General features: G+C 62.3%; 16 protein-coding genes. 9 read left to right on the top strand and 7 right to left on the bottom strand.

Translation table 11 applies throughout. From position 1 onward, the window contains the following. Positions 1–60: 60 nt before the first annotated feature. From CFB34_RS20610 to CFB34_RS20600, 3 genes are all read right to left on the bottom strand, one after another. Positions 61–1,488: a mannose-1-phosphate guanylyltransferase/mannose-6-phosphate isomerase gene (locus tag CFB34_RS20610; RefSeq protein WP_089439292.1), complete on the bottom strand. Its 1,428-nt coding sequence runs from the start codon at positions 1,486–1,488 to the stop codon at positions 61–63. Between the two features lie 83 nt (positions 1,489–1,571). Next, the gene (locus CFB34_RS20605) at positions 1,572–3,542 is read right to left on the bottom strand and encodes a capsular biosynthesis protein (protein WP_089439293.1); all 1,971 of its coding nucleotides are present in this window, start codon (positions 3,540–3,542) and stop codon (positions 1,572–1,574) included. Next, positions 3,543–4,691, bottom strand: coding sequence for a glycosyltransferase family 1 protein (locus CFB34_RS20600; RefSeq protein ID WP_089439294.1), 1,149 nt, complete (start codon positions 4,689–4,691; stop codon positions 3,543–3,545). It lies immediately after the preceding gene. A gap of 531 nt (positions 4,692–5,222) precedes the next feature. On the opposite strand from CFB34_RS20600, the gene CFB34_RS20595 reads away from it, so the two are divergent. The 6 genes from CFB34_RS20595 to CFB34_RS20570 all read left to right on the top strand — a co-directional run bounded on the left by CFB34_RS20595 (position 5,223) and on the right by CFB34_RS20570 (position 14,914). Then, a complete protein-coding gene (locus CFB34_RS20595) occupies positions 5,223–6,389 on the top strand; it encodes a polysaccharide biosynthesis/export family protein (RefSeq protein WP_089439295.1) in 1,167 nt (388 codons plus the stop codon). A 211-nt stretch (positions 6,390–6,600) separates the two neighbouring features. Next, positions 6,601–7,638: a GDP-mannose 4,6-dehydratase gene (gmd, locus tag CFB34_RS20590; protein ID WP_071333965.1), complete on the top strand. Its 1,038-nt coding sequence runs from the start codon at positions 6,601–6,603 to the stop codon at positions 7,636–7,638. Positions 7,639–7,744: 106 nt separating this feature from the next. Next, positions 7,745–8,866: a glycosyltransferase family 1 protein gene (locus tag CFB34_RS20585; RefSeq protein WP_089439296.1), complete on the top strand. Its 1,122-nt coding sequence runs from the start codon at positions 7,745–7,747 to the stop codon at positions 8,864–8,866. A 61-nt stretch (positions 8,867–8,927) separates the two neighbouring features. Then, on the top strand, positions 8,928–11,948 hold the full coding sequence (locus tag CFB34_RS20580) for a glycosyltransferase (RefSeq protein WP_179243615.1): 3,021 nt from the start codon (positions 8,928–8,930) through the stop codon (positions 11,946–11,948). Positions 11,949–11,971: 23 nt separating this feature from the next. Next, complete coding sequence (locus tag CFB34_RS20575; RefSeq protein ID WP_089439298.1) at positions 11,972–12,871, top strand: NAD-dependent epimerase/dehydratase family protein; 900 nt, start codon at positions 11,972–11,974, stop codon at positions 12,869–12,871. Between the two features lie 87 nt (positions 12,872–12,958). Then, positions 12,959–14,914 (top strand): GSCFA domain-containing protein, encoded by a 1,956-nt coding sequence (locus tag CFB34_RS20570; protein ID WP_179243616.1) that lies wholly within the window; start codon positions 12,959–12,961, stop codon positions 14,912–14,914. A gap of 21 nt (positions 14,915–14,935) precedes the next feature. Here the strand turns inward: CFB34_RS20570 and CFB34_RS20565 are convergent, their stop codons facing one another. The 4 genes from CFB34_RS20565 to CFB34_RS20550 all read right to left on the bottom strand — a co-directional run bounded on the left by CFB34_RS20565 (position 14,936) and on the right by CFB34_RS20550 (position 18,865). Further along, positions 14,936–16,081 carry a glycosyltransferase family 1 protein gene (locus CFB34_RS20565; protein WP_089439299.1) on the bottom strand — a complete coding sequence of 382 codons (1,146 nt, stop codon included), beginning with the start codon at positions 16,079–16,081 and terminating at the stop codon, positions 14,936–14,938. A 175-nt stretch (positions 16,082–16,256) separates the two neighbouring features. Continuing rightward, on the bottom strand, positions 16,257–16,913 hold the full coding sequence (locus CFB34_RS20560) for an ABC transporter ATP-binding protein (protein WP_089439300.1): 657 nt from the start codon (positions 16,911–16,913) through the stop codon (positions 16,257–16,259). After that, positions 16,910–17,701, bottom strand: a complete 792-nt coding sequence (locus CFB34_RS20555) for an ABC transporter permease (protein WP_071334883.1) — start codon at positions 17,699–17,701, stop codon at positions 16,910–16,912. The genes CFB34_RS20560 and CFB34_RS20555 overlap by 4 nt, the downstream gene beginning before the upstream one ends. Positions 17,702–17,713: 12 nt before the next feature. After that, on the bottom strand, positions 17,714–18,865 hold the full coding sequence (locus CFB34_RS20550) for a hypothetical protein (protein WP_089440355.1): 1,152 nt from the start codon (positions 18,863–18,865) through the stop codon (positions 17,714–17,716). 430 nt (positions 18,866–19,295) lie between these two features. Between CFB34_RS20550 and CFB34_RS20545 the strand changes: the two genes are divergently transcribed. Genes CFB34_RS20545 through CFB34_RS20535 form a run of 3 tightly spaced genes read left to right on the top strand, consistent with a single transcriptional unit; the run spans position 19,296 to position 22,814 of the window. Then, entirely contained in the window at positions 19,296–20,501 is a 1,206-nt protein-coding gene (locus tag CFB34_RS20545) for a capsular biosynthesis protein (RefSeq protein ID WP_089439301.1), read from the top strand. Continuing rightward, entirely contained in the window at positions 20,494–21,285 is a 792-nt protein-coding gene (locus CFB34_RS20540; protein ID WP_089439302.1) for an SDR family NAD(P)-dependent oxidoreductase, read from the top strand. Before CFB34_RS20545 ends, CFB34_RS20540 begins: the two co-directional genes overlap by 8 nt. Continuing rightward, complete coding sequence (locus CFB34_RS20535) at positions 21,282–22,814, top strand: LTA synthase family protein (protein WP_089439303.1); 1,533 nt, start codon at positions 21,282–21,284, stop codon at positions 22,812–22,814. The genes CFB34_RS20540 and CFB34_RS20535 overlap by 4 nt, the downstream gene beginning before the upstream one ends. Position 22,815 lies beyond the last annotated feature (1 nt).

Genomic DNA, 22,815 nt, shown 5'->3' with positions numbered 1-22,815 from the left:
TGCCCGTCTGGGGTATCGGATCGACGGCGGTTGCGGCACGTGACCCGGAAGTTGCCGTGTTTACTTCGCTGCGCGGCCGTACGTGTCTTCGAAGCGGACGATGTCGTCTTCGCCGAGATATGCGCCCGACTGGACTTCGATCAGTTCGAGCGGGATCTTGCCCGGGTTCGTCAATCGGTGGGTCGCGCCGAGCGGGATGTAGGTCGACTGGTTCTCGGTCAGCATGATTTCCTTGTCGCCATTCGTGACCATTGCCGTGCCCTTCACGACGATCCAGTGTTCGGCACGATGGTGGTGCATCTGCAGGCTCAACTGCGCGCCGGGGTTCACGATGATGCGCTTGACCTGGAAGCGGTCACCCTGGTCGATGCCCTCGTAGGAGCCCCACGGGCGGACGACGCGGCGGTGCGTGACCGACTCGTGCCGCCCCGACTCGTTCAGCCACTCGACGATCTTCTTGACGTCCTGGGCTTTGTCGCGATGCGCGACCAGCACGGCGTCGGCCGTTTCCACGATGACGATGTTGTCGAGGCCGATCGCGGCAACCATCCGGTGTTCGGCACGAATGTACGAGTTCTCAACAGCGTCGGTAAAGATATCGCCGATCAGCGCGTTGCCCTTTTCGTCGGCATCCGCGATTTCCGCGAGCGCGCTCCACGAGCCGATGTCGTTCCAGCCGAGGTCGGCGGCCGTGACGACGGCGGCACGTTCGGTCTTCTCCATTACCGCATAGTCGATCGACACGTTGGGGATGGCCGCGAATGCGTCCGCGTCGAGGCGGAGGAAGTCGTTGTCGCGCCGGGACGATGCGAACGCGAGTTCGGCCTGGCGGGCGATCTCGGGCGCGTGACGATGCAGTTCCTCGATGTACGTGGACGCCTTCAGCATGAACATGCCGCTGTTCCAGTAGTAGTTGCCCTCGGCGACGAAGCTCTCGGCAGTCGGCGCGTCGGGCTTTTCGACGAATGCATCGACCTTGTAGACCTGCTTGCCGTCGGCAATGGCCGTACCGCGGCGGATGTAGCCGAAACCGGTGTGCGCTTCGGTCGGCGTGACGCCGAACGTGACGAGATGCTTGTCGGCCGCGATCAGCCTCGCTTCATTGGCCGCTGCGATGAATGCCGGCTCGTTGAGGATGACGTGGTCCGACGGCAGCACCAGCAGCAACGCATCGGGCGAATCGTGCAGCGCGAGCAGCGCGGCGATCGCAATCGCGGGCGCGGTGTTGCGGCCGACCGGCTCGAGCACGATCGACGACGGCGTGATGTCGACCTGACGGAGTTGTTCAGCAACCAGGAAACGCTGGTCGTTGTTGGTGACGATGATGGGCGCCGATGCACCCGGGAGATTGCGCAGGCGCAGCGCGGTTTGCTGGACCAGCGTGTTTTCGCTGGTCAACTTGAGGTACTGCTTCGGATAGCCGCCGCGCGACATGGGCCAAAGGCGGGTGCCGCTGCCGCCGCACAGGATGACTGGACAGATGTGCATCGTGGTAACTCCCTAACTCTTGACGAACGTAAGATGGATTCGAATCGACATGCATGCCGCACTGTTGCGGGGCGTGGATCAGCTCATGTGCGCTCCCGTGCACGCCACAGGAAATGCTGCAGCACGTTGCTGATCCAGCGGCCGGCTTTCTGGAGCGGCCGCAGCCGGTCACCCTGGAGGCGACCCGATGCCCGCCGTGCGCCGGGTGCAAGTTGTGTCGCGACGGCTTCCGGGGTGGTGTAGAGCCGGAGCTGCCAGTCCCAGTACAGCGGATAGCGGATCAGGGCGCCGGCGATCAGCATGTCCAGCGTCAACATGCGCCGGCGCCACGGCTGCGGGGTGATGGCATCGTCGGTCAGTCCCCAGCCCGCATAGAACGGCAGGCCGTAAGTGGAGACCGGTTTGCCGCGTAGCAACGCATCGAAGCCCGCGAGCGACGACAGCGTGTGGACCTCGTTCGCGACTTCGATGAGCGACAGCAGATCGGCATCGCGATCAACGACATCGGCCAGGCCGTCTGCGTCTACGAGCCCGCGCCGGTTACCCGACAGGACGTCGGGATGCGGCTTGTAGACGATATAGGCGTGTGGGCGCTTCTTCCGTACGGTCTCGAGGAGGGCGTCCGCCGTCTGGATTGCGCCGGTGCCGAGGCGAATCGACGCATCGTCGGCGACCTGGCCTATGACCAGTGCCACGGTCGCGCCTTGCGGTGCTTGCCAGGTAGGAGGGCGGCGTCCCAGGTTGTACTTCGTCAAGCCGGCGGCCACGATCTGGTGACGCAACGCGGCTGCGCGCGCGAGTTCCGCGTCGTCGAAATCCGTGTCGTTCAGGATCGCAGTCAGGTCGCTGGGCCGACTGGCGTCGAAGTAGAGGCTGGTGCGATCGACGATCTGGCTACGCGGAGCGATCATGTCCGAACCCAGTCCGTGCGAGTGCAGAAAACCGTCCTCGATCCTCACCGTATCGATACCTGGAGGCAGCCCCGTACTGTCGCGTGCCCCCCAGAACAGAGCATGTTCGTGCGTCGCCACGTCCGCCGCAGTGCCCGGCCAGCGCACCGTACCGCCGCCCGCCGTAGCGAACGGCGTGACGAATCCGCGCTTCCACCATTGAATGCCGACGCAGGCGACCGCTTGAAGATCGGCATAGCGGCCTCGCACCGTGCGCTGAAGCTCGACCAGGTCGAGCAACGCATCGAGCGAGCCGGATCGATGCGTGACCGGATCGCGATAACGGGCGAACTGCAGGTAGACGCAACTGAACAGCGTGGCGATGTCGGGGCGTGCAGTGCGTCCGGGCAGGGCGGCTGCGTCGCTGGTCAGGCCCCAGCCCGCATAGTACGGATTACCGAATACATGCACGCGTCGATTCGCGAGCAGTGCAAGCATGCCTTCCGATGCGTCGAGCACGTAGACGTGGTCGATGTGACGCAACATGGCAGGCAACGCGCCATCGCCGGGCGCCGTGTGCAGTCCGGGCGGCAGCGAGCGGGCGGCAGTCGACAGCCAGCGACCGGTGCCGCCGTCGCTCGAGCGCGCCAACCAGAATTCCGCGTCGGGATGGGCTGTCCGCGCGGCGGCGACCATCCCGTCGAACGCGGTGTCGCGGCGATGCGCGACACCGCCGCCGACACGCGGTGCCCGGGCACGTTCGTCGATCAGCAGCACGCGGGCGCGAGCGCGCGGCGCCAGCAGTGCCGACGGGCAGGGCGCATGTCGGTGTCGTCCGCCGGTTGCCCCGACGTCCACGACGCGCGCCATCAGGCGTGCGACATCGCCGACAGGTACGGGGGCAGTGCGGCTTCGCAACGCAGCATCGATGGCCGCGATCAGCGCGTCTTTGCCGCCGGATGGGAGCTCGAACCACGACAGCGCGGCGTGGCCGCGACGGGATGTTGCCCAGATCGGGCCGTGCTGCCCGGTGCGACCAAGGTGCAGCGGCATGGCGCGGCCGGATGCCGCGGCGTATCCCGAGGCCGCGGACGCGGCGGCACCGGACGAGCGCACGTCGGTCGGCATGGCTGCCGGAACGGAGGCGGGCAACGTGGACGTCATCTACTTGAGCGAACCCAGAAATGCGTCGACACGGGCGAAATGATCGGCCCAGGTCGGCGCGCGAAACCGGCCGAGCCGGGCGAGTTGCGCTGCGCGCTCCGTACTGTCGGGCACGGTATAGGCTACGATGCGTTCGAACCAGCCGATGCCGTCAAGCGGATCCAGATAGTCGGGTAGATCGCCGGCGATCTCGTGAAAGACGGGCAAGTCGCTCGCGATCACGGGAATCCGCTGGTCGAGAGCTTCGATCAAAGGCATGCCGTAGCCTTCGACGAAAGAAGGAAAAAGCAGCGCCTCCGCGTGCTCGAGCCATGCGCTCAGTCGCTCGTCAGGGCAGTTCGATTCTTCGATGACTGCGTCACGCAGCGGACGGCTGCGCTCCAGCATGTCCACGACGTTCTCGCATTCCCAGCCGCGGCGCCCGATGATCACGAGCTTGGGCGCGGCACTGCTGAACCGTTCGACTAGCCGGCGCCATACATGCAGGATCAGCCAATGATTCTTGCGCGGCTCGATCGTGCCGAGCATCACGAAGTAGCGGGACTCGAGCGGGCGCGGTGCGCTTCGCCGCGGAATGGGGCCCGGCGCGAGGGGCGCTACCGTGCATGGCGGCGACGGCAAGCCTGATCGTTGGGCCTCGTCAATGATCGAATCTAGTGTGGCCTGCGAGTTGGCGATCAGGCCGCTCGCATGCCTGAACGCAGTATGGATGCGGACGCGATGCGTCGCTTCGACGCCGGGGCGGCAATATTCGGCATGCGTAAGCGGAATCAGGTCGTGGACCATGAATACCGGGCCAATTCCGCGCCGTTTCATGGTCGTGTAATAGCGCGGATACTCCATGCCGTTGTGACTGGTATGAAGCAGGATGCCGGACATCTTGCCGAAGCCGGCGCCGCTGGCGCATGCACGTAGCACGAGAGCCGGGAGTGCTGGAGGGCGCGTGGATCCCGAGAGCAGTTGCTCGAATAATCGCCGAGACTCCGATACCGATAAAACAACGGAGAAGCCACGTTCGCTGAGAACCGCGCGTGCACGATCACCATAATTCTCGACGTAAGCCAAGCCGACGCGATCAACTCCCGTTGGATGCTGTCCAGCACGGAGGCGAGTCAGAAGGCGGGTAACGTCGAGAAAGATCGGTGACACAGAAAGAAGTGCAATGGTCTTTTGTAAGAGTGTGGACGGCCGCGTGCCGGAGCCAGCGTCTTATCCCATAATTTTTTTGAGATGCTCCATTCTAGCTGACAACATGCGACAATTCTTGGAAAATTCTTATCTCTATTTTGAAATAAGAACGGCCTTCGATAAGCAAACGTAAAAAGCGCGGGAAGTCACCGTCGCGGCTTTGCTTGTCTGATGTCCGCCGGAAGTCTTGTGCGGTACTGATAAAACGCCCGAGAAGCGGCTTTTGCCGAGGCTGGCTTGCGCCTGCTTTAATTCGCGGCATTTGCTAATTGAGGGCTTTTGACTCTCGCTGGATGCTACCCGATACGATATGAGTCGGGGGGGGCGTGGCGTCCAGAAAGGTGCGTGACACAGAAGTGCAATGACTGTTTGCTATGATCGGGCCGGGCGCTTCCAGTTGTTGCGTATCTCATATATTTTGCAGGAGACGCGCCACGCCGGTCGACAACATGCGACAATCCGCAGCAAATTCATATCTCGATTTTGCAATACATGCAGCTTTCGTCAAGCAGATCATTTTGGGTAGGGTGCGTCCTAGGTGTGGCTTTGCTTGCCGGATGCTCGAGTATTCCGACGTCCGGACCGAGTCGTTCGCAGATTGATCAATCTGCGAGAAGCGCGAATCCGGAGGGCATCCAGATTGTGGATGTGACGGATCAGATTGCCCGCAAGTTGTTCGCCGAGCGCGGTACGTCGAGTTTTGCGGCGGTGCTGGGCAGCGGGACCGAATTCCAGCAGCAGTTGGGGGTGGGCGACACGATCGAGGTATCGATCTGGGAGGCGCCGCCCGCGACTCTGTTCGGCGCCGCGCAGACGGACGTCAAGGGCGGTCCGAGCAACGCGCGAGTGACGGTATTGCCGGACCAGACCATCGATGGCGATGGGTCGATCAACGTGCCGTTCGCAGGGCAGCTGAAGGCGGTGGGACGCACGCCGGCGCAGCTGCAGCGGGACATCGCGGCCCGGCTCCGGAACATTGCCCACGATCCGCAAGTCCTGGTCAAGCTGGCTCGTAACGCGACGTCGTACGCGACGGTCGTCGGGGACGTGACGACCAGCAGCCGCTTGCCGTTGACTGCTCGTGGAGAGCGCTTGCTCGATGCGCTGGCGGGTGCAGGTGGCGTGCGTCAGCCGATCGACAAGGTCACGATCCAGGTTACGCGCGGCAGCAAGGTCGTGGCGATGCCGCTCGAAACCGTGATCAGGGATCCGAGACAAAACATTCCGCTGCATGCGGGCGACGTCGTCACTGCGTTGTTTCAGCCATACAGTTTCATGGCTCTCGGTGCGACAGGCAAGAACGAGGAAATCAATTTCGAGGCGCAAGGGATCACGCTTGCTCAGGCGCTCGCTCGTGCGGGCGGGCTACAGGACTCGCGCTCCGATGCGCAGGGGGTATTCATTTTCCGGCTGGAGGATGCCGGTGCGCTTGACTGGCCGATTTCGCCGGTGCGTACGACTGTGGACGGCAAGGTGCCAGTTGTTTATCGGGTCAATTTGCGCGATCCGAATTCGTTCTTCGTCGCGCAAAGTTTCATGATGGACAACAAGGATCTGCTGTACGTCTCGAATGCCCCGATCGCAGAAGTGCAGAAATTCCTGAATGTCGTGTTCTCGGTGGCATATCCGATTATTACTGGCGTGCAAACCTTCCGGTAAGCGGGTAGCCGGAACGGCATCACGAGGCGGCGCGCGCATCGCGCGCCGGCGTTTCCATTTTCGGAGCGATTGGACGTTTGCGGCCGGCTACATGCCGGGGCAAGCGGACGTTTGTAGTGCAGTGACGGCGGGCGGCATCGCCGCGGGAATGAGGCCATCAGCCAGCCCGACTGAAAGCAGAGACTTTTTCTGACTATCTTTGAGAGTATCGATGAGCGCAACAGCAATTATTACCGGCATCACTGGTCAAGACGGAACATATCTCGCGCAACTGTTGCTGGAGAAAGGGTACACGGTGTACGGCACGTACCGTCGGACCAGTTCGGTGAATTTCTGGCGCATCGAAGAAGTCGGGATCATGGGCCATCCGAATCTGCATCTCGTTGAGTACGATCTCACGGATCTCAGCGCGAATATCCGTCTGCTGCAGACGAGCCAAGCGACGGAAGTCTACAACCTCGCCGCGCAGAGCTTCGTCGGCGTGTCGTTCGAGCAGCCGAACACGACCGCATCCATTACCGGTGTTGGTGCGCTGAACCTGCTGGAGGCCATCCGCATCGTCAACCCCGGCATCCGTTTCTATCAGGCAAGCACGTCGGAGATGTTCGGCAAGGTGCAGGCGATTCCGCAGATTGAGAGCACACCGTTCTACCCGCGCAGCCCGTATGGAGTGGCCAAGCTGTTCGCGCACTGGATGACGGTGAATTATCGCGAGAGCTATGGCATCTTCGGTTGCAGCGGTCTTCTGTTCAACCACGAATCCCCGCTGCGCGGCCGTGAATTCGTGACGCGTAAGATCACGGACAGCATGGCCCGCATTCGCCTCGGGAAGCAGGACGTGCTGGAACTTGGCAACCTCGATGCAAAGCGCGACTGGGGCTTCGCCAAGGAGTATGTCGAAGGGATGTGGCGCATGCTGCAGGCTGATCAGCCCGATACCTACGTGCTCGCGACCAATCGCACCGAAACTGTGCGTGACTTCGCGACGATGGCAGGCAAGGCGGCTGGCTACGACCTCGTATGGGAAGGCCGCGACGAAAAGGAAATCGGTATCGACCGCGCGTCGGGCAAGACACTCGTCCGCATTAATCCGAAGTTCTATCGTCCGGCTGAAGTGGATCTGCTCATCGGCGATCCGCGCAAGGCACGCGAGGAACTGGGCTGGGAGCCGCGCACGACGCTCGAAGAACTGTGCCAGATGATGGTGGAGGCGGATATTCGGCGTAACGAAGCAGGCGCGTCGTTCTGAACGCGGGCCGCCCCGGCGGCGGCCCGCGTCGTGCACCGCCCCGCGACGGTTTGCCCGCTGCGGGGCGGTGCACCGTCGGTGGCGTGGAAAAAGATGGAACCGTTGTGTGAAGCTGATCCTATCCGTTGATCCAATTGCTCATCCGCTGACCGGCATCGGTCGCTACACGTGGGAACTCGCCCGGCACTACCACACGACATCGTGCGAGCAGCCGGTCCGTTTCCTGCACGGCACGCGCTGGGTCAACGATCCGGCACTGCTGCTACGGCCAGGCGGCCTCGCAGGCACGCCCGGGAAGTCAGGCTGGGGAAAGCTGCTTCATTCGCGCAGGCTGGCGCGCTGGCGTCTTGCGCGCGAGATCGGCAGCCACTTCTGTCACGGTCCCAATTATTTTCTTCCCGAGGCGGCGGAAAGCGGCGTCGTGACGGTGCACGACCTTTCGGTGTTCAAGTTTCCGGAAACCCATCCGATCGAGCGGATCCGTCATTTCGAAACGGGATTCGCGTCGACCCTTGCGCGCGCGCGGCATCTTATTACCGATTCGGAGGCCACCCGTCATGAGGTTGCGGCCTATTTCGGCTGGCCGCTCGAGCGCATCACCGCCATCCAGCTCGGTGTCAGCGATGCGTATCGCATACATGCGGAGGACGAGCTGACGACGGCGCTGGCCGTGTTCGGCTTGCGGGCGGGCACCTATACACTGTGCGTGTCGACGCTCGAGCCGCGAAAGCGCGTCGATCGACTGATTCGCGCTTACGGGCGGCTGCCGGTGTCGCTCAGGCAACGATTTCCGCTGGTATTGGCGGGCGGCAAGGGGTGGCTCAACGATGCGTTGCTCGCCCAGATCGAGCAGGCGGAGCAGGCCGGGTGGCTGCGTTACCTCGGTTTTGTTCCGGAAGCGTCGTTGCCGGCGCTCTACGCCGGTGCACACGCATTCTTCTTTCCTTCGGTCTACGAAGGCTTCGGCTTGCCTGTTCTCGAGGCCCTCGCGAGCGGAACGCCGGTGCTGACGTCGAACAGCACGTCGCTACCGGAAGTGGCGGGCGGGGCCGCATGGCTCGTCGAACCCGATCACGACGACGAACTGCTGGACGGCATCGAGCGCGTGCTGATCGACGATGAGTGGCGTGCCGATGCGATCGGCCGAGGGCTCGAAGTCGCTTCGCGGCATCGCTGGTCCACGTGCGGAGATCGGACGTTGGCGCTTTGTAGGAAACTGGCGCAGTGAATGCGCGTCGACATGCGGGCGCGGCAGAGCCGCTTCCGGAACAGACATTTTCAATTACAACATGAGCAATCACCACCACGACATCCACACGCCGAACTGGGCGACTGTTGAGCAACTCCTTGCTCTCGACGGAGAAGCATTCGTCGATCGCGCCTATCGGACCTTGCTGGGGCGCGCGCCGGATGCGGGCGGCCGCCAGCATTACCTCGGGCTGCTCGGTCGCGCAGACGGCAAGGCGCGCGTGATCGCGGATCTGCATCTGTCGGCGGAGGGGCAGCAGCACCGCGTGCAAATGGAAGGGCTCGACGCGTTCGTCGCGCGCTATCTGGCGGCTCGCGCGCCGATGAAGTCCCTGCTGCGACTGTTTCGCTCGCGTCCGGCACCGGCAAGAACGGGCGTCGCATCGCCTGCTCTCGCGGCTTCTCCGGTGCAGACGCCTGCCCCTGCTGCGCCGGTCGCCCCGCCCCCCGCGGTCGTTGATTCCGGCCGTCGCGGCCCCACGCGCGCGACGCCGCGCAACCAGCCGGTGTTCTGGTTCGACCTGACGACGTCGATGGAATGGACGGGCGGCGTGGTCGGCATCGTGCGCGCCGAACTTGAAATTGCCTGGGGCCTGAAGAAGACCGACCCGAACGTGCGCTTCTCGATGCAAAAGGGTAACGGGTTCGTCGAGATTCCGGACGAGCAGCTTGCGTGGCTATTCGATGCTCCGAACGTCATTGACGCGTACATGAAGTTCTTCGACCGCTATCAGTCCGGCAAGGCAGCCGGCCAGCCGTCGACAGCGCGCAGCGTGCAGGTTGACCTGCCCGACCCGCGCACGCTCCACCATCCGTATTGCGCAGGAGACGTCGTGGTCAGCGTGGGCTGGATGGACAGCCAGAAGGAAGCCTATTTCTCGAAGGTGAAGGCGGCGTTCCCGCACATCTTCGTGGTCTACCTGATATACGACATCATCCTGTTGCGTCCGGAGACGCGCCATCTGTACTCGGAGATCGGCCAGAACAAGTTCGAGGGCTACATCAAGTGGATCTCGGAGACCGCCGACTTCACGCTGTTCGGCGGTGAAACGGCGAAGAAGGACACGCGTGCGCTTCAGGCGGAAATGAATTGGCCGTCGCCGCCTGGCGAGGCCGTCAAGTTCGGTTCGGACATCATGAAGTCGACCGATTCGTCGCAGGACGCCAAGCTCCTCGAGGAAGTCGGCATTACCGGTCCGTTCATCATCACGGTGGGTTCGATCGAGCCGCGCAAGAACCACGATACGCTGTACCGTGCTTATCTGATGGCGCTCGCCGAGCGGCCGGAAGACACCCCGCAACTGGTCATCTGCGGGCGGCAGCTTGGGCAGGTGGCTGATCTCGTCGATTCGATCGACCGCGATCCCCGTCTGGTGGGCAAGGTGCTGCGACTGTCTCCGACCGATAGCCAACTCGCGGCGCTCTACAAGCATTGCCGCTTCACTGTCCTGCCGAGCCTCTATGAGGGCTGGAGCCTGACGCTGCCGGAAAGCCTGAGCCAGGGCAAGTTCTGCCTGTCCGCCGATACGCCGCCGCTGCGGGAAATCGGTCGCGACCTGATCGATTACGCATCGCCGTGGGATGCGCGCTCGTGGGCCGACAAGATCCTGCATTACGCCACCGACGACGCTGCGCTGCATCGCTACGAGCGTCGTATCGCGGAAGACTGGACCATCACGACGTGGAAGGACACCGCGCAGGCGATTCACCAGCACGTGAAGCGCTTCGTGGCGACTGCCGTGCCGACGCGTCGGGAGCCCGAAATCTGGATGGATCTGACGCTGACGTATCTCCATTGGCAGGGGGGCGTCAACGGCATCATTCGCGCCGAGCTCACGTTCGCTCGCTATCTGCGTGAATTGGCACCGAATACGCACTTCTTCGCGCACGATCATGGCCACATGTTCGAGATTCCGCACGACATGCTGCTGTGGCTGTTCAACGATTCGGATCTGACGGTCGCGTACAAGAGCTTCCACGATTTCTGGCACAAGCACGAGGCTGACGGCACTGGTTATCGCAGCCCGTTCCGGGCGTCGCATGGCGCATATGAAGGTCACCCGGCGATCATTCACGAATTCCCGGACAACTCGATCGTGTTCTTCGCCGGCATCGAATGGGAGCAGAAGCTGATGAGCGCCGCGGCGCGCGCCAGCCGGCAAGGAAATGCGGTCGTCGCCTCCCAACTGATCTACGACCTGACGCCGCTGCTCGTACCGCACCTGCACCAGCCCGAGACCTGCGAGGGCTATCACCGCTTCGTGGAATTCGCGTCGCAGAACTTCGACCACATCGTCTACGGTGGCCAGACCGCCCGGCGCGATGGCATCGCGATCCAGAAGCAGAACGGCTGGAAGACGCCGCGAAGCGACTACATGGAGTTCGGCTCGGACATCAATGTTGAGCATCGCGGCACGAACGTGGAGGATCAGGCAGTGCTCGACCGGCTTGGCGTGGGCCGCGATTTCATCATGACTGTCGGAACCATTCAGCCGCGCAAGAATCACGAGACGTTGTACAAGGCCTACGTGACGCTGTATGCGCGTGGCCAGACCAATCTGCCGAAACTCGTGTTCATCGGCAAGGAGGGCTGGAAATCCACTGATTTCCTGACGATTCTCCGCGCGGATGCGCGGATGAAGGACCGTATCCTGCTGATCAGCCCGACCGACGAGGAGCTCGATGTGCTGTACCGGCATTGCCGATTCACGCTGCTTCCGTCGTTCTACGAGGGATGGAGCCTGACGTTGCCCGAGAGCCTCAGCTACGGCAAGTTCTGCCTGACGGCGGACGTCGATCCGTTGCGCGAGACGGGGCGCGACCTAGTCGAGTATGTCGACCCGCTGGATACGTTCGCGTGGGCGGATCGTATTGGTTACTACATCACGCATCCCGAAGCCGTGGCGAAGCGGGAAATGCACATCAGGCGCGACTGGAAGCCGCGCACCTGGAAACAGTCGACAGAAATGCTGCTCGACGCGTTGTACGAAGCCCACGCCGAAAAGGTGCGGGCCAATGAAGCACGATCGGCGGCGGCATCGACGCTGACGCGGTCGGCATAACGAATCGGAGAGAGAGGGTCACGATGGCTTCAATTTTGGTGACGGGCGCAACAGGTTTCGTCGGACGGCATCTCGTCCATCAACTAAGGGAACTGGGGCACACGGTCGTCGGAACCACGACGCGTGGCGGCGACGGTGCCGAGGTATGCGACCTGCGCGATCGCGATCGGGTGCACGAAGTGGTGCGCGCGGCCGATCCGGATGTCGTGATTCATCTCGCGGCACTGTCATCGGTGACGCAGGGCGCAACGCTCGAATACTACGAGACCAATCTCGTCGGTACGGAGAACCTGATGCAGGCGGTCGATTCGCTCGGCAGCCGGCGCCGGTTCATATTCGTCAGCACGGCGGGTGTCTACGGCAATCAGAAGACCAGCCTGCTGTCGGAAGATCTGGCGCCTTTACCGGTCAGTCACTACGGCATCAGCAAGTTCGCGTGCGAGCGGGTCGTCAGCAATTTCGGCGATCGGCACGACATCACGATCGCGCGCCCATTCAACCTGATCGGCGTCGGGCAGAGCAGCTCCTTCATCGTACCGAAGCTGGTCCGGCATTTCGCGCGGCGCGAGCCGTCGATCCGGCTCGGCCGTCTCGAGCCGGTGCGCGACTACATCGACGTTCATTCATGTTGTGACATACTGGCCAGCCTGATCGGGCAGGACGCGTCGTACGGTGAAGTGGTCAATATCTGTTCGGGGCGCGGGACGTCGGTGCAGGAATTGCTCGACGTGATTGCGGACATCTGCGGACACAAGATCGAAGTCGTTGCCGCGCCGGAATTCATGCGTGCCAACGAGGTGTTCCGCCTGCTCGGTAGCACTGAGAAGCTCGATCGTCTGCTGCCGGATCGCCGGCCGTTGCAGCCGATTACGGACGTGATGCGCGAGATGCTCGTTGCGGCAACCGAGGAAGGTTTGCGCTAATGGCATGTGCAGTTGCGGGTGGCGCGTGGCGACACGGGCGCTCGCGTGACACGCGAATTCTGAACACATGACAAGTGAATTTCCGATATGAAAATCGCGATTGTTTCGAATTGCCAGGGTGAAGGTCTGTCGAAGTGCCTGATGGCGATGAATGCGACGCTGGACATCGAGTTTGTCGTGATCACCAAGCTCTGGGACGGTAGTGTGCAACTGAGCGATCTTCTGCGTGACTACGATGTCGTGCTGGCGCAGAAAATGATCGAGCCGCATATCGCACCCGAATATGCGCACAAGGTTCACTATTTCCCGAGCTTCGCGTTCCCGGCTTTTCATCCGGACATGACGTACGTTCGCGGAATCCGGCACGACGGCAAGGTCGATACGGTCTACACGCCGATGGCTCACTACAATTCGGCGATCGTGCTGCATGGCTATGTGCGCGGGTTGTCGGTCGACGAGATCGTTGCATCGTTCGGGCACGAGACGTTCTCGCGGCTCGGCTATCTGGATGCATGGCCTACGGCGAAGGCGGCCTTTCTTCAGGAGGCCGACGAAATTGGCCTGCCGCTCTCGGAGCGCATCGACAACTGGTCCAAGTCCGGTTGTTTCATGTACTCGTTCAACCATCCGTCGATTCATGTGATTGCGGATGTCTCCGCGGATCTGCTCACCAAGCTCGGCATCGAGATTCAAAGTCGCAACGCCGCGCGCTATGTGGTCGACGACTTGCGCACGATGCCTGTCTGGCCGATATATCCCGAGATTGCCGAGTCGCTGGGTTTGTCGGGTGACTATGCGTTCAAGCGCCATGAGCCGCACGGCACGATCAGCCTGCGGCAGTTCGTTGAGGGATCGGTGGCCCATTACGCGGAGTTCCAGCGCGATACGCTCGAGCCGCTGAATTTCCGTCTCGAAGAGTACGACCGCCTGCTCGGCTTCACCGCGAGCGGGGAGCGGATCGAACCGCAGGGGCGCGTCAAGCACGCAGCGGGGAAGGGTAATCCTTATCGCGGCCTGCCGGACTTCCATTTCTGGAAACGTGCGGTCGCCGAGCCGGCGATGCAGGATGTCGATCCGGTTTCGCTTCCGCGCTTCACGGTTGCGCGTGAGCAGAAGGTGGCAACCGCCGGCAGCTGCTTTGCCCAGCACATCGCGCGAACCCTGAGCGCGAACGGCTTCAATTATCTTGTCAGTGAGACGGCGCCGCCGGAGCTCGACGCTTCGCAGGCCCATGCACGCAATTTCGGCGTATTCTCCGCGCGCTATGGGAATGTCTATACTGCGCGTCAGCTTCTGCAGTTGATCCAGCGTATCAACGGCGATTTCGTTCCGGCGGAGCATTACTGGACTCGCGACGATGGGCGTCTGGTCGATCCCTTCCGACCGCAAATCGAGCCGGACGGATTCGCCGACCTCGATGAATTGGTGCGTGCGAGGGACGTGCACTTCGCGGCTGTCAGGGCGATGTTCGAACAGATGGATGTGCTCGTCTTCACGCTCGGCCTGACTGAAGGCTGGCGCTCGAAAGAGGACGGCGCGGTTTATCCGCTTGCGCCAGGCGTTGCGGGCGGCAGCATGGATCCCGAACGCTACGAGTTTGTCAACTTCACCGCTGGCGAAGTGGTTGCGGACGTGCAGGCGTTCCTCGATCTGCTGCGGGTGATCAATCCGGCCGCCAAGGTGATCCTGACGGTATCTCCAGTTCCTTTGATCGCAACTTTCGAGCCGCGACATGTGCTGACGTCGACCACCTACAGCAAGTCCGTGTTGCGGGTGGCGGCCGATGAGATCCGTGCGGCGAATGCGCACGTTGAGTATTTCCCGTCCTACGAGATCATTACGGGGGCGTACACGCGGGGCGCTTACTTCGAGGAGGATCTCCGCTCAGTGACGGAGACGGGCGTGGCGCATGTCATGCGCCTCTTCCTGAGTCACTACATGACGTCCGACGATGCGAAATCCGACGCAGCGATTCGCGCGCATCGCGAGCTCGCAAACATCGTGTGCGACGAGGAGGCGATTGCCAACTTCCAGGTTGGCTGACACATGGAACCGCTCGCGCGCTCAGTGCGTGAGCGGTTCCATGTGATCGAGGCCGCTGATCAGCTCACTAAAGCATGCGGCGCTTTCGCGCCACGTCAGCGGCCGGATCTGCCGGCTGTCGGGCGCAATGCCGGCCCGAACCTTTTCCACCCATCCCGCCAACTCGTCCGCGAACGCGGTCGCGGTTACCGAATCGAAATATTCGACGTTCAATCCCGCGATCTCTCGAAAGACCGGGAGATTGCGCGCCAGTACGGGCAGTCCGTAACGAGCGGCCTCGACGAGCGGCAGGCCGAATCCCTCGGCTTCGGATGCCATCAGCACACCGTGCGCGTCACGATATTGTTGTTCCAGCATCGCGTCGTTGCTGTCTCGCAGCCAGGTCAGCGGACGACCGATCTGCTCGCAATGATGCAGGCGCTCGACGATGTCATCTGCACGCCAGCCCTCTCTGCCCACGACAACCAGCCTGACGGGTATCCCGCGCGCCCACAGGATCTCGAGTGCGCCGAGCGCGAGTGCGTGCCCCTTGCGTGGCTCGATCGTTCCCACCATCAGCAATGTCACGGGCTCAGCGGGCGATATCGCGCGCGCTGGCCGTGCCGGTTCGTCAGGGCATGCATCGAAATTGGCGCCAAGATGAAACCAATCGACGGCGGGCGTGCCGGCCGGCAGCCGGTAGTGGGTGCGAAACCACGTACGGGTGCTTTGGGCGACGGCGTCGGAAATGCAGAACAGCGCATCGGCGTGCAACGCAAGGCTTGCGAGCCATTTGCGGAAGGCCGTCGATGAGCGTTTGGTGAACCAGGACGGATGTGTGGCGGGCAGTAGGTCGTAGACGACGAATGCGCACCGCACGCCGCGTAATTGCAGCGCGACGAGATCGGTGCGCCGCGCCGGCAGGATGCGGCTCGCGAGATCCAGGCCGATGAATAGATCGCCCGGCCGGGCGTCCAACTCGTCGGATGTATCGGCTACTGCCGCACCGGTCAGTGCTGCCGTGTACGCATGCGCGTAGCGATAGGAGCGCTTGCGCGTCGCATGAATGAAACGCACGTCGAATCCGGGCGGCGGCGCTTTCAGGAGTTCCTGTGATAGCGAGCGTACGGCGCGCTGGATACCCGTGCCTGCATCATGTCGCGCAATGATCGAGACATCGATCAGCAACTGGCGTGTGCGATGTGCATCCGGTGCAGCCCTATGTACTGCGCGCCCTCGCAGGTAGCGACGCGTTATGGCCATCAGCAGCGACGGAAGTTTCGTCGCCAGGTTGCATTGCAGGCGAACCAGCAGGGAGGGGCGAATTGCGCGCACGTCTTGCGTTATCGGAGCGATCCGACCGTCATTGATGAATCGTATTCTGGTAAAACGAGTAGGCGTCGTCGATCGCGTCGAAAGTATGCAGCTTGCCCTCTACGAGGACCGCCGCATGATCGCAGTGCTGCCGGATGTAGCCTGCATCGTGGCTGACGATGATCAGCGAGCGGTCGCGGCGTCGCTCGAACAGTTCGTGGTGGCATTTCTCGTGGAACCGACTGTCCCCGACGGCGATGATCTCGTCGATCAGGAAACAATCAAATTCGATGGCCATCGAGATCGCGAAAGCCAGCCGCGCGCGCATCCCCGCCGAGTAGGTTTTGACGGGCTCGCGCAGGTAGTAGCCCAATTCCGAGAACTCCTGAACGAATGGTTCCGCCTGCGCCGCGTCGGCGCCATAGACGCGGCAGATGAAGCGCAGATTGTCCATGCCGGTCAGGCTGCCCTGGAATGCGCCGCCGAATGCGAGCGGCCAGGACACGCTCATGGCGCGCGCCACCCGGCCGGACGTCGGCAACTCGGCACCGCTGATCATGCGGATCATCGTCGATTTGCCGGCGCCGTTGCGGCCGAGGATCCCCAGCTTCTGACCCTTGTCGACCCGCAGGTTGATACGATCCAGGACCGTGCGTCTGCCTTGGCGCGTGTGGTAAGTCTTGATGACGTTAGTGAGTTCGATCATTCTGGTTCCACTCGCAGGCTGGTATCACGCACGAGCCACAGCCCGATCAGCAGCAGGACAAGATCCGAGATCACCATGTACGTGACATCGTAATGGGGTTTCACGAGTGAGCCGAAGTAACCTGCACGAAGCATTTCCGAGCCGTGCACCATCGGAATCCACAGCACGATCTTCTGCGCGGCGGGAGGCAACCATTGGACCATGAAGGCCGCGCCGGACAGCGGAAACAGCAGGTAGGCGACGGTATGCCAGAGACGGTCGATCGTTTCGCTGCGCTCGCTGAGTGCGCCGATCGTGAGGCCGAGACCCGAGCCCAGTATGACGAGGAAGATCCACCCGCCCAACACTAGCGAGATGTCGTGAGGCGGATCCATCATGCCGAACATGATGAAAAAGATCGACAGGAACAGAAACGACATCGTCGCACCGGATATCTCGACCAGCAGGCGCGCGATGAAGAAATCGATTACCCGCACGTTGCGGTGGTAGAGCAGGCTCTGATTCGGTTCGATGGCAAGGGCGCAGCGGTTCGCGCAGTTCCGCCAAAGCAGGATGGTCGAATAGCCGGTGACCGCGAATGCCGTGATCGGCAGATCGAGGCCGTGGGTGGCCTTGGTTGCCGTCCAAAGCGCGGTCACGCCCAGCGTAAATGACATCGGCTCCAGAAAAACCCACAGGAACCCGAGATTGTGTCGGCCATAGCGCGTCAGAATCTCGCGCATCAGCAACGCGCCAACCACGCGACATTGAATCTGGAACGAGCGGTAGAGCGGTGTGTCGTGTGTCACCGTGCGCTCCGATCAGTCGTGGTGCTCGCGTACGCCTGCCAGCAGCAGGCTCAGCACACCCCAGACAATCATGCCGACAGCGAATACCTCGAAAATCCGCTTGAGGCGTTTCGGTTCGATCGCCACGTCGGGCGTGTTCGGCTGGACGAGCCGCTCGAGATACAACTGCTTCCGCTGGGCTTCCGCGCGCGCATTCTCGAGGGCCGACATGGCGGACCCGAGCTGCTTGTCGGCGAATTGCGAATCCAGTTGCAGGCGTGCGTATGCGGCAGCCTTGTCGGACAGCGAGCCCTTGCCGCCCGCGACATTGCCGGTGGCATCCTTGATTTGTGCTTCGAGCGCCGCGATGTTGGTCTTCAGGACCGGAATCTGCGGGTTCTGCGGCGAGATCGCGAGGAGCTGCAGCAGTTGCGAACGCGCCGCGAGCATCTGGTTCTGCAGCAAGGTGACCTGTTGCAACTGCAGCGCCGACTGCTTGTCGGGATCGAAGACCGTGTGCGAATTGCGATAGGTCGCCATCGCCGCTGCCGCGTCCTTGGCCTTCGCGGTGGCGAGTTCGACCTGGGCCTGCGCGAACTGAACGGTGTCGGTGGCCGCCCGCTCGTTCATACGGTTCACCAGGTGTTCGCTGATGTCGAGCAGCGTCGAGTTGATTCTGGCCGCGTCCTGCGCCGTGTAGGCGCGCACCTGTAGCGTCGTGATCGCCGATGCCGAATCGAAGTCGACCGTCACGACGTGCTGGCCGTAGTATTTCCACAGCGATTCGAAGCTGTTGTCGATCCAGCTGTGGAAGCGACTGACGAAATCGCCGCGCTGTGAGTATGCGTCGACGATGTAGTTGTGCTGGTTCAGTTCCCGCAACGCGTCGCGGGACTGGATGTAGTCGATTACGGAATAGGTGTCGTCCTGCGCCTTCCCGAAGGTCGTGCCTTGCAGGAGCGCACTGACCATGCTCGTCTGCGTCTGGCGCGACGCGGAACGGACGACGAAGCGCGATTCCGAAACGTAGACGTCGGATGCAATCAGGCCGAAGTAAAGTGTTGCAATGGCCGTCGGGAGGATAACCGTCGCGGCGAACAGCCGATTGATCTTCTTGATCCGCGCACCGAGTTTTCCAGGCCGCTGCGCGGGCGATGTCGCCGTGCTACCTGATACGTTTTCCACCAACTTCTCTCATCCAGACTGATTGGCTCTTTGAACTCCACAAAAATACTGTGGCGAATTTATGACAAAAGAGCAGAATGTCGGTCAAGCATGACAAGCAATTATTCCACGGCAGTATTTTTTGCAGCCTTCGTGGGGAGGCTGCACGGCCCACCGGGTAAGGAATTAGTTAGGAATTGGCGCGCATCGCGCCGGCAGGATTCCGTCGGGCGGCTTAAAGTGCCCGGGGCCGCTGATTATAACGATCCGATGCGAAATCCGCCAACTTGTGGCTATTTGGCACGGTCTGTATTTATTGCGTCCTCAATGCTATATTCGCGTCTCCCGGAGCGGCTGACAGTGCCCGCTGTTATTCAATGGAGAGCCTGGGCCGAGTTCGAGTCGACCCGTCGACATGCTCGGCGGGGCTCGTTTTGTCGGTCGACATTCGATGTCTCGCTCGTTTCTTGTATTGCAGGGCACGGCTTCACCTTTTTTCAGTCGTTTGTCCGGCGCGCTGCGCGGGCGTGGGCATGCGACGCACCGGGTCAATTTCTGCGGCGGCGATCTCCTGTATGGCGGCGCGAACGCGGCGCTGGATTACCGTGGCGAGCCGGCGGGCTTGCCTGACTGGTACGCGCAGATCGTGCGTTCAAAGGATATTTCGGACGTCATCATGTTTGGAGACTGCCGCGACATTCATCGACCCATGCATGACATAGCGCAGGCCGGCGGGCTGAACGTGCACGTGTTCGAAGAAGGCTATATCCGGCCGCACTGGCTGACGCTCGAGCGACATGGTGTCAACGGCCGCTCCCGGTTGCCGCGTGATCCGTCGTGGTATCTCGACCGGCGCGTCAGCACGCCGTCGAGCGAGCCGGGTCAGCCGACCGGCTACAACCTCTACGAGCGCGCGTTTCACGATATCAGCTATCGCGTCGCCAATACGCTTTATGCGGCCCGCTTCCCGCATTACCGCAGCCATCGGCCGCGCAATGGGCTGGTCGAATACTTGGGGCTGGCGAGCCGCATGCTGAGCAAGCGGCGCTACGCGAGCGAAGCGGCGCAGGTCACGGACGAATTGCTGGTGGCAAGGCATCCGTACTACCTGTTCCCACTACAATTGAATTCCGATGCCCAGATCGTCGCTCACTCGCCATTCGATGGCGTGCTGGCCGCAATTGACCAGGTACTCGCGTCATTCACCCGGAATGCACGGGAGGACATGCATCTCGTCATCAAGAATCACCCGCTCGATACGGGGCTGATCGACTATCGTCGTCATGTGCGTCAACGTGCAGCGGAACTCGGGATCGAAGCCCGTCTGAGGTTTGTCGACGCAGGTCATCTGCCGACGCTGCTCGAGCACGCGCGTGGCGTCGTCGTGGTCAACAGTACGGTTGGGCTGTCCGCGCTGCACCATCGGCGGCCTCTGATCGCCCTTGGCACGGCGATCTACGATATGCCGGGGCTGACGTGGCAGGGCGGGCTCGACGCATTCTGGCGCGACGCCGGGCCGCCTGACAGCGTGCTGTACCAGGCTTTCCTCGACTACGTGATGCATCACACGCAAATCAACGGCGATTTCTACACCCGAACCGGCATCGAGATGGCGGTCGCGGGAGCGGTCGAGCGCCTGGATCGCGCGGATGCCTGATCAACTGCCGTCCAGCATCGTCATCACCGGCGCGAGTGCCGGCCTCGGCCGTGCGCTGGCGCTCGCCTATGCGCAGCCCGGCACAACGCTCGGTATCGTTGGCCGCAACCCCACCGAGGTCGATGTAACGGCGTCCGCCTGCCGGGCGCGCGGCGCCAGGGTCCACACGGGCACGATCGACGTACGCGATGCGGCGTCGATTGCCGCCTGGTTGACCGATTTCGACACCCGTCACCCGATCGACCTCTTGATCGCGAACGCCGGCGTGGCCAGCACGATCTCCGATGTGAGCGACTGGGAAGGCCTGGAACGAACGGCCCGCGTCATCGACACCAATCTCTACGGCGCATTGCATACCGTCCTGCCGGTTGTCGACCGGATGCGCGCGCGCAAGCGCGGTCGGATCGCGATGGTCAGTTCGATCGCCGCGTTGCGCGGCATGGCGATCTCGCCGGCCTATTGCGCGAGCAAGGCAGCGATCAAGGCCTATGGCGATTCCGTGCGCCCGCTGCTCGCGCGTGATGGTGTGGGTGTCACGGTCATTCTGCCCGGTTTCGTGAAGACGGCGATGAGCGACGTGTTTCCCGGAGACAAGCCGTTCCTCTGGAGCGCCGAGCGTTCGGCCGCTTACATCCGCCGACGGCTCGATGCGGGCCGAAACGAGATCGCATTTCCCGGGTTGCTCGCGTTCGGCATGCGCCTCCTGCCGTTGCTGCCTGTCGCACTCGCCGACGCGATCCTCGACCGCCTGTCCTATCTGCCGTCGAAGGACCGGGTCAATTGAGCGCGCGTCTTGCCGTGACTCTGGCGGCCGCCGTTGCGCTGTCGTTTGCAGTCGATGCGATCGCCGTCCCGCGCGCGCCGCTGCGGCGGCCGCTGCTGTCGTCAGTGCTTCACATTCTTTCCGTAGTCTTCCTGTTCGACTTTGTGTTCGCCGTGACGTCGCGGCCACTATTTTCGGCCTGCGCGGCGCTCGCGCTTGTTGGCCTGGTCGCCGCGGTCAGCAATGCGAAGTACGAGTCGCTGCGGGAGCCATTCGTATTTACCGATCTGAGCCTTTTCAGCCAGTTGTTCTCGCATCCCCGTCTTTACCTGCCGTTCCTGAGCGCAGGCAAGGTTGTCGCGATCGGTGCCGGCATCGTGCTCGTGATCGCGGGCTTCGTCGTCGAGCGCCCCGTGCTAGCCGGCTCCCGTGTGCTGGTCTGGCTCACGGCCGGACTGTCGTTCATGCTGGCCGTGCTCGTGGCTGCCCGTGTGCCGCTGACACTCGATCCCGACGCCGACCAGCGTCGACACGGCTTCTTTGCCGTGTTCGTTGGCTATCTGCTCAACGGCATGCGTCCCGCGACGTTCCGGCGGTTCCGCGAGGTCGTGGCGGCGGGGCCGTTCGCAACGGGCAAGCCTGCGCGATACCCTGACGTGATCGTGATCCAGAGCGAATCGTTCTTCGACGCGCGCCGGCTCGGAAAGGCGGTCGACCCGCGGCTCTTCAGGCGCTTCGACGACGTGCGTCGCGAGGCGGCCTGGCAAGGCGAGATGACGGTGCCTGCGTGGGGGGCAAACACCATGCGAACGGAATTCGCGGTACTGACCGGCACGGAATCCTTTTCGCTCGGGTATGCGCGCTTCTATCCTTACGCATTCGTAAGAAATAAAGTCGCTTCACTCGCATCCTGGTTCGACCGTTGCGGTTACGACACAGTCGCGATTCATCCCTATTACGCCGATTTCTTCGGGCGCCACCGGGTATTTCCGTTACTCGGCTTCACGCGTTTTCTCGATATCCGCCATTTTGCGTCGGCGTCCCGTGCCGGCCCGTACGTGGCGGACACCGCGGTGTCGGAATCGATCATCACAGAACTCGAGGCGGCGGACGATGTCCGCCCGCGCTTCATTTTCGCGATGACCATGGAAAACCACGGGCCGCTGCATCTGGAGCAGGTTTTGCCTGGAGAATCGTCTTCACGGCATACTCTCGGCGAGGACGCATCCTGGCGCGACCTGACCGCGTATCTGCGGCACATTGAAAATGCGGACGCGATGATCGGGCGCCTGATTGATTATCTGCGCACCAGCAAGCGTGAAACGGTCGTTTGTTTTTACGGCGATCACGTTCCCGCTCTGCCCCATGTTTTCCGGAAGTTGGGCGTTACGCCGCAACGCAGCGATTACTTTATTTGGCGAAATTACGGCACAGTTACTCCCGAATGCCGGAACTTGGCCGCCGAAGAGCTGGGGCCGGCACTGTTGCGCGTGGTACAAGACGACGGAAACCGCACGCAACAGCCGTGCGCATCCGAGAAAGCGACATAAA

Source organism: Burkholderia sp. HI4860, from assembly GCF_002223045.2.
Classification (GTDB): domain Bacteria; phylum Pseudomonadota; class Gammaproteobacteria; order Burkholderiales; family Burkholderiaceae; genus Burkholderia.
Note: the sequence above shows the minus strand (reverse complement) of the source record. Positions and strands in the feature narration are given on the sequence as shown.

Excerpts from the sequence above, each read along its gene's own strand:
- CFB34_RS20610 (WP_089439292.1), bottom strand. The coding sequence starts at position 1,488 with ATGCACATCTGTCCAGTCATCCTGTGCGGCGGCAGCGGCACCCGCCTT.
- CFB34_RS20605 (WP_089439293.1), bottom strand. The coding sequence starts at position 3,542 with ATGACGTCCACGTTGCCCGCCTCCGTTCCGGCAGCCATGCCGACCGAC.
- CFB34_RS20595 (WP_089439295.1), top strand. The coding sequence starts at position 5,223 with ATGCAGCTTTCGTCAAGCAGATCATTTTGGGTAGGGTGCGTCCTAGGT.
- gmd (WP_071333965.1), top strand. The coding sequence starts at position 6,601 with ATGAGCGCAACAGCAATTATTACCGGCATCACTGGTCAAGACGGAACA.
- CFB34_RS20580 (WP_179243615.1), top strand. The coding sequence starts at position 8,928 with ATGAGCAATCACCACCACGACATCCACACGCCGAACTGGGCGACTGTT.
- CFB34_RS20575 (WP_089439298.1), top strand. The coding sequence starts at position 11,972 with ATGGCTTCAATTTTGGTGACGGGCGCAACAGGTTTCGTCGGACGGCAT.
- CFB34_RS20570 (WP_179243616.1), top strand. The coding sequence starts at position 12,959 with ATGAAAATCGCGATTGTTTCGAATTGCCAGGGTGAAGGTCTGTCGAAG.
- CFB34_RS20560 (WP_089439300.1), bottom strand. The coding sequence starts at position 16,913 with ATGATCGAACTCACTAACGTCATCAAGACTTACCACACGCGCCAAGGC.
- CFB34_RS20545 (WP_089439301.1), top strand. The coding sequence starts at position 19,296 with ATGTCTCGCTCGTTTCTTGTATTGCAGGGCACGGCTTCACCTTTTTTC.
- CFB34_RS20540 (WP_089439302.1), top strand. The coding sequence starts at position 20,494 with ATGCCTGATCAACTGCCGTCCAGCATCGTCATCACCGGCGCGAGTGCC.